This is a genomic window from Nannocystis pusilla (assembly GCF_020073745.1).
Lineage (GTDB): Bacteria > Myxococcota_A > Polyangia > Nannocystales > Nannocystaceae > Nannocystis > Nannocystis radixulma.
In genome coordinates, this window is sequence record NZ_JAIRAU010000006.1 from 32114 (window position 1) to 45499 (window position 13386).

At 72.4% G+C, this 13386-nt stretch carries 11 protein-coding genes; 6 read left to right on the forward strand and 5 right to left on the reverse strand.

Translation table 11 applies throughout. From position 1 onward, the window contains the following. Positions 1–114 precede the first annotated feature (114 nt). A complete protein-coding gene (locus K7C98_RS09520) occupies positions 115–1683 on the forward strand; it encodes an AMP-binding protein (protein WP_224191277.1) in 1569 nt (522 codons plus the stop codon). Positions 1684–1747: 64 nt separating this feature from the next. On the opposite strand, the gene K7C98_RS09525 is transcribed toward K7C98_RS09520, so the two are convergent. Further along, complete coding sequence (locus K7C98_RS09525; RefSeq protein WP_224191278.1) at positions 1748–2533, reverse strand: hypothetical protein; 786 nt, start codon at positions 2531–2533, stop codon at positions 1748–1750. Positions 2534–2595: 62 nt separating this feature from the next. Between K7C98_RS09525 and K7C98_RS09530 the strand changes: the two genes are divergently transcribed. Together K7C98_RS09530 and K7C98_RS09535 are read left to right on the forward strand one after the other, a co-directional pair. After that, complete coding sequence (locus tag K7C98_RS09530; protein WP_224191279.1) at positions 2596–3909, forward strand: S1 family peptidase; 1314 nt, start codon at positions 2596–2598, stop codon at positions 3907–3909. A 13-nt stretch (positions 3910–3922) separates the two neighbouring features. After that, on the forward strand, positions 3923–5500 hold the full coding sequence (locus K7C98_RS09535) for a tetratricopeptide repeat protein (RefSeq protein WP_224191280.1): 1578 nt from the start codon (positions 3923–3925) through the stop codon (positions 5498–5500). A gap of 102 nt (positions 5501–5602) precedes the next feature. On the opposite strand, the gene K7C98_RS09540 is transcribed toward K7C98_RS09535, so the two are convergent. Continuing rightward, positions 5603–6232, reverse strand: a complete 630-nt coding sequence (locus K7C98_RS09540; protein WP_224191281.1) for a glutathione S-transferase family protein — start codon at positions 6230–6232, stop codon at positions 5603–5605. Positions 6233–6295: 63 nt separating this feature from the next. Between K7C98_RS09540 and K7C98_RS09545 the strand changes: the two genes are divergently transcribed. Beyond that, positions 6296–7300, forward strand: coding sequence for a helix-turn-helix transcriptional regulator (locus tag K7C98_RS09545; protein WP_224191282.1), 1005 nt, complete (start codon positions 6296–6298; stop codon positions 7298–7300). A 16-nt stretch (positions 7301–7316) separates the two neighbouring features. Here K7C98_RS09545 and K7C98_RS09550 read toward each other — a convergent pair whose 3' ends face one another. From K7C98_RS09550 to K7C98_RS09560, 3 genes are all read right to left on the reverse strand, one after another. Next, a complete protein-coding gene (locus K7C98_RS09550) occupies positions 7317–9074 on the reverse strand; it encodes a nitrite/sulfite reductase (protein WP_224191283.1) in 1758 nt (585 codons plus the stop codon). 164 nt (positions 9075–9238) lie between these two features. Then, positions 9239–10111: a UbiA family prenyltransferase gene (locus K7C98_RS09555; RefSeq protein WP_224191284.1), complete on the reverse strand. Its 873-nt coding sequence runs from the start codon at positions 10109–10111 to the stop codon at positions 9239–9241. Further along, positions 10108–12072: an ArnT family glycosyltransferase gene (locus tag K7C98_RS09560; RefSeq protein ID WP_224191285.1), complete on the reverse strand. Its 1965-nt coding sequence runs from the start codon at positions 12070–12072 to the stop codon at positions 10108–10110. Before K7C98_RS09560 ends, K7C98_RS09555 begins: the two co-directional genes overlap by 4 nt. A gap of 137 nt (positions 12073–12209) precedes the next feature. Between K7C98_RS09560 and K7C98_RS09565 the strand changes: the two genes are divergently transcribed. Then, a complete protein-coding gene (locus K7C98_RS09565) occupies positions 12210–12641 on the forward strand; it encodes a hypothetical protein (RefSeq protein WP_224191286.1) in 432 nt (143 codons plus the stop codon). A 54-nt stretch (positions 12642–12695) separates the two neighbouring features. Then, a complete protein-coding gene (locus tag K7C98_RS09570) occupies positions 12696–13355 on the forward strand; it encodes a deoxynucleoside kinase (RefSeq protein WP_224191287.1) in 660 nt (219 codons plus the stop codon). Positions 13356–13386: the final 31 nt, after the last annotated feature.

Below are 13386 nucleotides of genomic sequence, written 5' to 3' on the forward strand. Positions count from 1 at the left end.
CCGGCCGGGCGACCGGCGCAGGTCCTGGCCAGGTGAGCCGGCTCCATGGCGCGCGCGTCGACTCCAGCGCGACGGCGTCATCCGAGTCGGCACCTCGCGTCGCTCAGGATGTGCGTGTCGACCCTCGTCCACTCGCTCGTCGCGCTGCGCGGATGCGATCTCCCCGGGCTCGTCGTCATCGGCGACGACGGGGACACGCAGATCCGCAGCTTCGCCGAGCTGGTCGCCGCGGTCGAGGGCTTCGCGGCGCGACTGGTGGCCCGCGGGGTCGGTCGCGGCGAGCGGCTGGCGATCGCGGCACCTGACCCGGAGTACATGGTCGTTGCGACACTCGCGGCGCTGCGCGCGGGGGCGGTGCCGATCGCCCTCGCCGACCCCGCGGGCGGATCGGCGGAGGCGTGGGCCGCGGGCGCGCTGCAGGTCGTGCGCGCGAGCGGGGCGCACCGGGTGATCCGGCCGTCGCCGACGCGCGGCCCGCTGCCCGCGTTGCCCGGCGCGCGCGAGCTGATGGTCGACGACCTCGGCGAGCACCCGCTCGGCGGGGCGTTCCTGCCCGACCCGGACAGCTTCCGCGCCGACGACCTCGCGCTGGTGCAGTTCAGCGGCGGCGGCCAGGTCGCCCTGCGGGCCACGCCTTACAGCCACGCCGCGCTGGCGGCCGCCTGCGAGGCGCTGCTCGGGGCGGCGTTGCGGGCCCGACCGGGCGATCGCGTGCTCAGCTGGATCGGCCTGCACCAGGGCCTGCTCGGGGCCGTGCTCGCGCCGCTGCGCCACCGCGTGCCCTTCGTGATCGCCCGCCCCGATCCATTCGACGCCGCCCGCTGGCTGCGGCTCGTCGACAACCTCGGAGTGACGATCACGTTCGCGGGGGCGGCGACGCTCGAGCAGCCGGCGCGGCCCGACCCGCGCCTCGACCTCCGGCGCGTGCGGGCGCTGGTGTGCGGCGGCGACGTGCTGGCGCTCGAGGCCGTGCGCACCTTCGTCGACGTCCACGCGGCCGCCGGCCTCGACCCGCGCACGCTGGTGCCCTGCTTCGGCGCCGCGGCCAGCGAGACGCCCGGCCAGCCGCTGCGGGTCGACCGCGTCGCGCCCGAGGCCTACAGCCGCGACGGCTTCGCCGCGCCCATCGGACATGTCCTGGGGGACATGCCGCGAAAAGCCCTCGAGTTCGTGGCCCGCGGCCGGCCCCTGCCGGGGCACCGGGTCGAGGTGGTCGACCGCGCCGGCGAGCCGCTCGGCGAGCGCGAGGTCGGCGAGGTGGTGGTGTGCGGCCCGAGCGACGACCCGGCCGGACGGCGCACGGGTCTGCGCGGCTACCTGGCCGAGGGCCGGCTGTACGTGACGGGCCGGGTCGACGACGTGATCGTCGTGCACGGCTGCAGCTACGACCCGCAGCCGATCGAGCGCGAGGCGGCGCGGGTGCCGGGGATCTGCGCGGGCAAGGTGGTGGCGCTGGCGCGCCCCGGCAAGCTGACCGACGAGCTGGTGGTGATCGCCGAGGGCCGCCCCGTCGACCCGGCGGTGCTCAACACCATGACCGCGACGCTGCGCCGCCGGATCCAGGCCGCCCTCGGGCTCCGCGTCGCCGCCCTGGTCCAGGTGCCCGTGGGCGCCCTGCCGCGCACCTCCAGCGGCGAGCTGCAGCGGGCGGCCGCGCGGGCGCAGTACCTGCAGAACGCATAAACATGTTCACTCGGACATGTTCGCGGGAGCATGTTCGAGGCAGCAGGCCCTTTCAGGCATGTCCTTAGAACCAGCCGAACTCGAGCATCACCATGCCCATGGGGCCGCCGAGGTTCTGCGGGCCGGTCCAGGTGCGGGCGGCGACGAGGCGGTAGCCGACGGCGAGGTGCAGGCGCACGATCGGGGCCAGGACGACGCGCAGGCCGGCGCGCGGCTCACCGACGAAGAAGGCGGTCTTGTCGGCGCAGCGGCCGTTCTCGGGGTTCTGGACGCAGCCGCCACCGCCGCCGAGGAGGCCGCCGAGAGTGCCCGCGACCCGCTTGCCGCGCACGTAGGCGACGTCGACGACGAGGCCGCCGTAGTTGATGTTGATCCGCGTCGCGCCGCCGCGGGCGAACGCTCCCGCGTCGACCGGGTTGAGGAGCCACTGCAGCGTGGCGCCGACGGTCACCCGCTGGACGATGTTGATGCCGCCCTCGAGCCCGACGAAGGCCGCGAACGCGCCGTGCAGGCCGGACAGCCGCAGCGTCGGTCCGCCGTAGCCGCTGACCTTGGGCCGCGGATCGGGGCCCCACCAGCGCGGGCGCGTGGGGGTCGGGGCGGGTGCGGGCGGCGGCGCGGGGTCGGAGGCCGCGGGCGGCGGCGCGGGGTCGGAGGCCGCGGGCGTCGGCGCGACGTCGTTGCTGGTGGGCGGGGCCTCGGGGCTCGCGGGCGGTGGCGCGACGTCGGGGGGCGCGGGAGCAGGCGGCGATGTGGGCTCGGGTTCGGTCGCGAGTGTGTCGGGGCTCGCGGGCGGCTCGGGAGCCGGGGTCGCGGCCGCGAGTCCGAGCGCGAGGAGGGGAGCGTACACGCGCGCGATGATACTCCGGGATCGCGCTTGCGCACGCCTCGCCGGGGTGGGAGCCTGCGGCCATGCGTGCACCTGTGACGGTGGCGGTCTGCGGGCTCGTGGCGCTGGCTTCGGGCCCGGCGGTCGCCGGCGAACTGAGCGACGTCCCGCCGCCGCAGCTGCCGATCTTCAACGGGCTCGAGGCGGGCGAGTGCGACTTCCCGAGCGCGGTGGCGATGCTCGACCGCGACACCGGCCAGCTGTTTTGTACCGGCACTCTGGTCCATCCGAGCGTGGTCGCGTTCGCGGCCCACTGCATGGACCCGGCGACGTCGTGGGCCACGCCGGGCAGCGTGCTGTTCGGCGAGGACGTCGACGCGCCGGTGCGCGTGGTGCCGGTGCTCGAGTGCGCGACGCACCCGGAGTGGGACCCGGGCGTGACCTCCAACGACCTCGCGTTCTGCACCCTGGCCAAGGCGGTCCCCGAGGTGCCGGTGGTGCCGCTGATCATGGGCTGCGAGACCGAGGCGCTGCTCGACTCGCAGGTGACGATCGTCGGCTTCGGCGCGACCAACGCGACGCTCGACCCCGAGGGCAACCCGCTGCCCACCGGCGCCGGCAAGAAACGCTTCACCACCCAGACGATCACCCAAGTGTCGGTCGACGACAACGAGGTGATCATGATCGGGCCCGACCAGGGCGGGTGCTTCGGCGACTCCGGCGGACCTGCCTTTGCGCGCATGTCCGATGGGACATGGCGGCTCGTCGGCGCGGCCTCGACGCTGCACCCCGACTCGTTCCCCGGGCCGGACGGCGAGATCTGCGGGCTCGGCACGGTGTACGAGATCTTCTGGCCGAACATGGACTGGCTCGAGGGCTCGGTCGGCGTCGACCTGTCGCCGTGCTTCGACACGGCCAACAACTGGGCCCCGACGGCCAGCTGCGGCGGCTTCCCCGGCGATCTCGAGGATCCGCAGAGCACGTGGAGCGACGGCTGTTCGACGACCGCGGTCGGCTCGTGGAGCGCGGTGTGCGGCCAGCCGTTCGACGAGGGGCCGTTCCCGGGGCCGCAGCCGGAGCCGGAACCACCGCCGCCCGAACCGGAGCCCGAACCCGAGCCGCCGCCGCCCGAGCCGCCGCCCGAACCCGAACCACCGCCGCCCGAGCCGCAGCCGCAGCCGCAGCCGCAGCCCGCCCCGCCGGTACCCGGGCCGGGGCCGGTCGATCCCACCGGTGACGACACCGGCGACGGCACGGGCGACGAGACCGGCGCGGGCGCCGACGGCGGCGACTTCGCGGAGCGCGGGTGCACATGTTCTTCGGGTCAGGATGACTGGAAGGACAGGTCTTGGCTGCTCGCCGGGTTGCTGCTGCTGGTCCGCCGGCGGCGGCGCTGAAGAGGTCGCGGGCGTGATCGCGGCGCTACTGGGCAGCATGGCGGTCGCCGGGCTGGCGCTGGCGGCCGAGCCGCTGACGCCGGCGGAGGCCGAGGCGTACAACGAGGCGGCGAAGGTCGCCCAGTCGGGCGACCCGGCGCGCGGGCACGAGTGCGCGGTGACGCTGACGGAGCTGGCGCAGCGGCTCGGCGACAGGCACGCGCGCACGGTCGAGGCGCTCGAGCTGGCGGCGCGCTGCCACGAGGCCGCGGGCGAGTACGAGGCGATGGTGGCGACGCGCGAGCGGCTGGTGGAGAAGTTCTCCGCCGAGCCGACGGCCCGGGTGGCGACGCTGGCCCTGGTGCGCCACCACCGGGCGACGCTCGCGTTCGAGAAGGCGGCGGCGGCGATGGAGCGGTACGCCGAGCGCTGGCCGGGCGAGCCGGAGGCGCTCGATCTGCTGCAGGAGGCGTTCGTGCTGCGCGCGCAGCTCGGGCACGACAAGCGGGCGCTCGAGCTGGCCGAGCGGATGGAGAAGCTGTACGCCGGCAAGGATCCGCAGCGCCTCGCCATGATCTACTGGGCCCGCGCCGACCTGCTCCCGAAGACATTGCCCGACGACCAGGCCAGGCAGGCGCACGCGGCCGGCTACCTCCAGCGCCACGGCAGCAAGGGCGGGCCGGCGCGGCGGATCGTCGCCGAGGTGACGTTCGCGGCGATCGAGTGGCGGCGCGCGTGCAAGCTGAAGGACGGGCTGATGGACCTGTGCGTCAGCGTGAAGCCGGCCGCACCCGACGCGCCGAAGAGCGGCAAGGCGCCGAAAGTGACGTGCGCGGGGCCGGCGGCGCAGGCGGTCACGGTGCACCCGCGCGACCGCAAGCTGGCCGAGTCGGCGCAGCGACGCCTGCGCGAGGCGGTGGCGCTCGGCGAGATCTTGCCGCCGGTCGAGGACCCATGGCTGCGCGCGAAGGTCGACGAGGTGCTCGACCAGGCCGAACTCATCCTCGCCGACGCCAGGCTCGAGGAGGCGCTCGCGGTGCGTCCTCCGGCCGACCTGAGCTTCTTTCGCGAGGACTGGCGCGCGTCCTCGGACGACGCGCGCGACCGCAAGATCTTCGCCGAGCAGAAGCGCAGGTCGGAGGACTCGACGCGGCGCTTCCTCGACTACTGGGGGAAGTCGCAGGAGCGCATGAACGACCTGAACCGCCGCTACGAGAAGGTGGCGGCGCGCAAGCGCAGCGCCCGCGGGATGTTCGCCGCGGCCGCGCGGCTCGGCGTCGTCTCGCAGACGCAGGTCGACACGCTGATGGCCGCCGAGGTGCCCGCGGGCCTGAAGTCGGACGCGGCGATCAAGGCCTACTGCGGCGCGCTCGCCGACTCGACGGGGCCGATCGCGGCCGCGGCGACGCAGGCGTTCGAGTACTGCTGGCAGCGGTCGGCGATGTTCGCGTACACCGACCCGTCGGTCGAGTTCTGCGGGGCCGAGCTGCAGCGCCGGCAGCCGCGCGCCTACCCGCCGCAGCGCGAGCTGTTCGGCTTCATCGAGCCGCCGCCGCTCGAGCCGGTGTCGGCGCCGGTGCAGGTCGAGCCGCCGATCTTCGAGCAGGAGTGAGCGACGGGCGGAGATGTCTCTCGGGACAGTCGAGCGCGCCGCTCGCCCGGAGACGGGATGGGCATCACCCCGCGGTGATGTCGCGGAGCTCGCGCGCCAGGATCAAGCCGCCGCGACTCCCCAGGCGCGGCGGTACGTGGGCCGCTCCTGGAAGCGCCGCAGCCAGTCCTTCACGTGCGGGTGGTCGGCCACCGGCACGCCGCAGAAGGTCGAGTAGGTGATCGCGCTGGCCACGATCAGGTCCACCAGCGTGAACGCGTCGCCGAGCAAGTAGCGGCGTGTCGCCAGCCGCTGGTCGACCAGGCCGAGCAGCGCCTGGAGCTCGCGATGGGTGTGCTCGGCCATCGCGGGGCTGTGCAGCTCTCGGGGGACGCGATCGCTCGTCGCGTAGTTGAGGCGCGCGATCGCGGGCGTGAACGTCACGTACCCCCACGTCGCCCACGACATCGCCTCGAGCCGCTCCGGTGCGTCCGCGGCGGGCCACAGACCGCGCGCGACCCCGAAGCTCTCGCCGAGCCACGTGATGATCGCAAGCGCCTCGAACATCGGCGTGCCGTCGACGACGAGGGTGGGCACCTTGCCGTTGGGGTTGAGCGCGAGAAACTCGGGCCTGCGCTGGTCGCCGGCGGACAGATCGAGCGACACGCGCTCGTGCGGTACGTCGAGCTCGGCGAGGGCGTGCACGACGGGGGTCGCGCTGGACATGGGTGCGGCATACAGGAGGATGGACATGTGGCGAGGCTACGACCAATTGAGGACAGGTCCTGTCCTCAATGAACGGCTATCCTCGTGGCCATGCTCGAGGCCTCCGCTCGACTCCTACGGCTGCTCGGACTGTTGCAGGCGCGTGGGTTCTGGACCGGCGCGGACCTTGCCGAACGTCTGGAGGTCACGCAGCGGACGGTGCGTCGCGACGTCGAGCGACTGCGTGCGCTCGGATATCCGGTGCACTCGAGCACGGGGGTGGCCGGCGGGTATCAGCTCGGCGCGGGCGCGTCGCTGCCCCCGCTGCTCCTCGACGATGAGGAGGCGCTGGCCGTCGCGCTCGGTCTGCGCACCGCCGCGTCGGGATCGGTGGCCGGCGCGCAGGAGGCCGCCCTGCGTGCGCTGGCCAAGCTCGATCAGGTGCTGCCCGCGCGGATCAGAACTCGCGTCGCCGAGCTGTACTCGGTGGTGGCGCCGCTCTACTGGACCGGGCCAGTCGTGCGGCCGCAGGTCCTCTCGCGCCTCGCCACCGCCTGTCGCGATCACCGGCAGGCCGAGCTCCGCTACACGGACCGAGGCGGGCGCCCGACCGCGCGGACGATCGAGCCGCACGGCCTCGTGCACACCGGTGCGCGCTGGTACCTCGTCGCGTGGGACGAGGCGCGCGCCGACTGGCGCACGTTTCGGGTGGATCGCATCGAGGGCGACATCGAGCTCGGCCGGCGCTTCTCCCCGCGCAAGGTCCCGGGCGAAGACATCGCTGCGTACGTGTCGCGCTCGCTGGCGACGCGTCCCTACTCGTTCCGCGCGCGCGTCGTCTTCCACGCGCCGGCCGCCACGATCGCCGAGCGGGTCCCGCCGCTCGCGGGCTTCCTCGCGGCGCTCGGAGCGGATCGCTGCGTGCTCGAGTCGGGCGCGCATTCTCTCGACGTGCTGGCGATGCACCTCGCGCTCGTCGGAGAGGACTTCGAGATCGAGGAGCCGCCGGAGCTCCTCGACAAGGCCCGCGAGCTCGCCGCCCGCCTGCGCCGCGCCGCGCGACCCGGAAGCTCGAGGACGGCGCGAACGGACCCGAAGCGCCGCCGGACGCGGTGATTCGCGCAGGCCCGGGTCAGGCGGCACATTCGCCGCGGCCGATGGCGACGTCGAAGGTGCGCTCCTGGCCGAGGTCGAAGATGTCGTCGTCGCGGAGGTTGGTGAACTGGCTGTCGAGCAGCGCGTCGCCGAGGGCCTCGACGACGTCCTCCTTGGCGACGCGGCGGAAGAACGCGCGCGCGTCCTCGCCGTCTTCGCGCTCGTCGCGGTAGAGGTCGAGCAGGCGGAGCAGCGCCTCGCCGGCGCGGCGAGCGGGGATCTTGACGATGTGGCGGCCGAACTGCACGCCGTCGGCGTCGAAGCCGCCGCCGAGGTGGAGCTGGTACTCGGGGACCTGCTTGCCCTCGCCGACGTGACGCACGGTGCCGTGGAAGCCGATCGCGGCGACGTGGTGCTGGCCGCACGAGTTGGGGCAGCCGGAGATCTTGATGTCGGCGGAGCGGGCCAGCTCGACGCTGTCGGCCGACCTGCCGGGGCTCTTGAGGAAGCGCGTGAGGTGCTTGGCCAGGCTCATGCTGTGCGTGACCGCGAGGTTGCAGCTGTCGGCGCCGGGGCAGCTGACGACGTCGTGGATCGTGTTGGAGCCGAGCTCGGCGAGGCCGATCTGCTGCAGCGCGCTGAACAGGTGCGGCAGGTACTCGGTGCGGACCCAGCGGACGATGAGGTTCTGGCGGTTGCCGGCCCGCAGGGTGCCGTCGGTGAAGGTCTCGGCGAGGTCGGCGAGCTGGTCGAACTGGTCGGCCGCGATGTCGCCGCGGTCGAGCTTGATCGTGACTGCGGCGAAGCCGGGCTGCTTCTGCGGGTCGACGGTGCGCAGCCACTCCTTGTACTGCGGGTCGTCGTCGGCCGCGCGCGGGCCGGCCAGGGCGCGGTCGTTCCACGCCGGCGCGGTCTCCTCGGGCGGCAGCTCGATCGGCCGCTGCAGCGTGCCGGCGGCGACGAGCTTGGCGACCTCCTCCTCGTAGGCCGCGACGAAGCCCTGCTCGCCGAGGTTCTTCATGACGTACTTGAGGCGGGCGCGGGCGCGGTTCTTGCGGTTGCCGTGCTTGTCGAACACGCGGATGATCGCCTCGGCGCGCGCCAGCATCTCGTCGGCCGGGATGAATTCGTGCAGGCGATAGGCCGGGCGCGGGGTGGTCGACAGGCCGCCGGCGACGAACACCTCGAAGCCGCGCACGCCGTCCCTGAGCTTGGCGCGGAAGCCGATGTCGTTGATGGCCGTCTGCGCGTGGTCCTCGTGGGTGCAGCCCTCGAAGGCCATCTTGAACTTGCGCGGCAGGTTGTTGGCCCACTCCTCGCGCAGGCACATCCGCACGAGCGCGTGCATGTACGGGGTGATGTCGTAGGCCTCGGTGGCGCTGATGCCGGCGTACGGGCAGCCGGTGACGTTGCGGACGGTGTTGCCGCAGGCCTCGCGGGTGGTCGCGCCGGTGAGGTCGAAGCGGCCCATCACCGCGGGCATGTCGGCCAGCTTGACGAAGTGGAACTGGATGTTCTGCCGGGTGGTGATGTGGCCCTTGTGATACTGCGTGTACTCGCGGGCCACCCCGGCCGCGGTGCGCAGCTGGGCCGCGCTCATGATGCCGCCGGGGAACTTGACCCGCAGCATGTTGACGTCCATCTGCCGCTGGCCGTACACCCCGCGCTTCAGCCGGAACGTCCGGAAGTCCTCCGACGAGATCTCGCCGCGCTCGAATCGCTCGAGCACCGCGACGAACTCCTCGACGTCCGCCGGGCTCGAGAAGTGAGTATCATAACGTGCTTCTTGGGACATGTGCGGCCGCTCCGACGACTTTGCTAGACTGAAGCGCTGTTCAGCATACGGGACAAGGGCGTCCAGTTCAACGAAAAATGTTCAGGAAATTTTACACGTGTCAAGCCGTAGAACATGGATACAGCCGATCGATGGCTCGCCCTGCGGGCCGCGTGCGCGCGTTGCTATTGCGACATGACCGAAAGGCCAGGTGACGCCGTACACCCGTCCGCGACGCAGCGCACGAGCCATCCGCCGGTGGCTTCGTGGACGTAGACCCACCCGGCGGCGAACAGGAACGCGACCCCGAGCAGCACGCGGATCTGGTTCCAGTAGCGGTCCGGGCGGCCGAGCGGCAGGGTGACTCCGATCAACGGCGGGACGGCGGCGAGCGGGTGGATCGCGACGGCCGCGGCGGCGGCGCCGAGGACCAGGAGGGCGCGCGCGAGCGCGAGGGTGCGCGGGACACCGAGGACGACGGCGGTCGTGCGCACGCCGGTGTCACGATCGGCGTCGTGGTCGCGGATGACCTGGATCGTCTCGAACACCGCCGAGTCGAGCGCGAGCAGGCCGGCGAGCGCCCAGCCGAGCGCGTGCGTCGGCGGGAACGCGACGGTCAGCATCGCCGCGCCCCACACCATCATCGCGGTGATGTCGGCCCCGGCGACGTGCTTGAGCCGCGCCGAGTAGAGCCAGCACACGCCGCCGCCGACGACCAGCGGGATCACGAGGCCGAGGTCCCACGCCGCGGCGACGGCGACGAGCACGGCGACGAGCCCGAGCTGGGCCGCCAGCGCGGCGCCGCGGTGGTCGCGGAGGAAGCGGGTGTTGCCGTCGTCGCGCTCGGGCGAGCGCAGGTCGGTCGGCAGGTCGAGGTAGTCGTTGTTGAGGTAGACGAGCAGGTTGAGCAGGAACGCGAACCCGAGCCGCACCGCGACGTCGGCCGGCGACAGGCGCAGCGCGAGCATGATGATCAGCGCGCCGCCCATGTTGGCCATCTCGAGCCGCTGCAGCCGGTACTGCGCGACGTTGAAGAGGATCCGCAGCGCCGCGCTCATCGGCCGGCCTCTCCGTAGCGGTTGACGAGCTCGAGGTCGGCGGGGTGCGGGGCGGGCACGCGGATGAAGCCGACGTGGTCGAGGTCGTCGATGCGCTCGCGGCGGACCTCACAACCTGGCTCACAGACCAGGTACTCCATCCAGTGGAAGCGCAGCACGAGGTCGATGTTCGGGTCGCTGCCGGTGACGGTGAGCTTGTTGGGCGCTGCGACCACCTGCCCGCCGCCCTGCTGGATCAGGTGCGGCTCGATCGTGGTGCGGAAGATCCGGTGGTGGCCCACCTTGCCGGCCGGGACGAGCAGGTCGGGCCGCTGGTTCCACCAGGTCGCGTTGCTGGTGACGATGACCCAGCGGACCGCGTAGGTCTCGAAGTAGGTGCGCAGCTGGTCGTCGCCGGCGACGCCGAACTTGTGGCGCCGGTAGAGGTTGGCCATGCTGTGCTCGAGGTTGCGGAAGCGGAAGCCGCCGATGATCTGGGCGTCGGTCTGCCAGTGCAGCCGCTCGCCCACGGCTGGCTCTTCGACCAGGAAGCGGCTCTGCCCGTCGTCGACCTCGCGGGCCCACTTCGTCACCTCGCCGTGCTCGGGCCGGGCCGGGAACAGGCGGTAGTCGGGGTGGGGCGGGTAGCCGCTGGCGGCCAGCAGGACCTTCTCGCCGCTGTACAGCGGGGCGACCTCGGGCAGGTGGGCCGGGGTGAAGTAGAGGATGTCGCGCGCGAGCGCCTGCAGGGCCGGCAGGGCCAGGACGACCACCAGGAGGCGCCCCGGCGCGGCGAGCGAGCGCCACGCCTCGCGCAGCCGGGTCGACTCGAGCGCGGCCGCGGCGGGGATGACGGCCAGGAAGGCGAGCGGGAGGACGTGGCGGTACGGCTGGATCTGTCTGAAGAGCCAGATGTATCCGGACGCGTAGGCGAGCAGCGCCATGACGAGCATGGCCGTGGCGAGCGGGAGGGTCCGCGGGTCGCGGGCCCTTCGCCAGCGCCACAGACCGACCAGCGCGGCGCCCAGCACGAGGAAGCGGAAGCCGGTGCGCGTGCCGAGGAGGCCCGAGGTGGCGGTGTCGAGGACGAGGCCGAGGTAGTCGGCGAGCAGCCACTCCGGGCCCGACTGGCCGAAGAAGCCGGAGTCGAGGATGTAGTGCCAGAACTGCAGCGCGACCGAGAGCCACCAGGTGTTGAGCACCAGCGTGAAGACGGCCATCGCCAGGACGGCGAAGTGGCCGCGCGCGTCGAGGCGGCGGAGCGCTCGCAGGTACAGCACCAGCATCGGCGCGACCAGGACGATGAAGGTGTAGGGGTGGACGAGGTGGGCGACGCCGAGGGCGAGGCCGGCGGCGAGGCCCTGCCACGGCTTGCGGTCGCGCAGCCAGCGGTAGAACAGGGCCAGCGGCAGCAGCGAGAGGTAGCCGCAGATCGCGTAGGCGACCATGCCGATCCACCAGCACCAGTGCGAGAACGAGTCGAAGAACCACAGGCACGAGGCCAGGAAGGCGGCCCACAGCGCGCCGCGGCGCGACAGGTCGAACAGGCGCGCCGAGGCGTAGACGACCGGCAGGACGCCGAGGTGGGCCAGGGCGACGAACAGGTTGAAGGCGAAGCCGGCCGGGACGCCGAGATGGCTCAAGAGCCAGGTCCACACCTCCCAGCCCTTGTTGTCGGCGTCGAAGATGACGCCGTGCAAGTAGCCGGCGAGCAGGCGCGGGTCGTACATCCAGCTGTGACCCCAGCCGTCCATGGCCTCGATGAAGCGCCAGGTCTGGCCGACGTGGGTCTCGAAGTCGACGCCGGTGATCGGCGTGCTGGTGTACCAGGCGTCCGGCGGGACGAAGTAGGCGAACCACGCCAGGTGGAAGGCGACGATCGCCAGGGCGGCGAGGACGAGCCGCACCGGCCGCTCCGACGCCGATGACCCAGGTGGCTCGGGCCCGGTCGGGCGCGCGGCTGGGTCGTCGGGAGCGGGCATGCGCGCGCGGATGATACGAGAAAACAAACTGGTCCGGCGCGTCATGACGGATCGCGGAGCCCGCGTGTCGGCCGCCGGCATCCGGGCTCGGCCCCGTGAGCACTCGCGGACCCTGGTGTAAGGTCGTGGCGAGGACCATGACCAGCGCGAACAGGACAGGAGCGGCGGCAGATCTCGCGATGGTCTCGGACCTCACCTCGCCGTGCCATGTCTGCGGGATCGCGTGCAGCGGGACCGTGCTGATCTGGCTGCTCCGCGCCGGGGTCCGCCGCGCGATCCGGGTCGACCGGCCGGCGCTCGAGGAGTTGTTCGCGGCGCTGTGGCGCGGCGAGCCCAGGAGTGACGCGATGCCGGCGCTGATGCGCGACTACTTCGAGGGGACGGGATGGTTCGGCGCCGAGGCGCCGCCGGACGGCACGCCGATCACGTACGAGGCGGTGGCGGCGTTGCTGGCGCTGGCGGACGGGGCGGCGCTCGACGAGCACGCGCGAGGGGTCTGCGCGGCGCTCCGAGGGCTCGCCGCCGACGCCGATGCGACCGCGGCGCCGCTGTTCATCTACTACGATTGAATTCGCGCGGGTTCGCGCATCGACACGCGCCCGTGATCGCGGTACCCGGCTGGGGTGAGCGCTGCCCGCCCCCGCAGGTTCGTCGCCGTCGCCGGCAACATCGGCGTCGGCAAGTCGACGCTCGTCACGTTCCTCGCGCGTCAGTTCCGGCTCACGCCGCACTTCGAGCCGAACGAGCAGAACCCGTACCTGGTCGACTTCTACTCGGACATGCCGCGGTGGGCGTTCCACTCGCAGGTGTTCTTCCTCGCCAAGAAATTCCGGATCCACCAGGAGCTCATCCGGGCGACGCAGCCGGTGATCGGCGACCGCACGATCTACGAGGACGCGGAGATCTTCGCCGAGAACCTGTACCGCCGGCGACAGATGACGAAGCGCGACTATCAGACCTACCGCGAGCTGTACGAGGCGATCGTGCAGCAGCTGCCGCCGCCGGACCTGATGATTTATTTGAAGTGTTCGATGCGGACGCTGAAGAAGCGGATCGCGCTGCGCGGGCGGCCGGAGGAGCAGGCGATCCCGACGACGTACCTGCGGCGCCTGCAGGAGCTCTACGACGCGTGGTTCTCGCGCTACGACCTGTCGGAGACGGTGGTGATCGAGACCGACAAGCTCGACTACCTCCACGACCTCGTCGACCGCATCGACCTGTTCGACCGCATCGAGAAAATTTTGAAATTGCGGCGCGACCCCGGGGCGGCGCTCGGCGAGTGATTTCTTAAAATAGAAGAAACCGGGCGGAGCG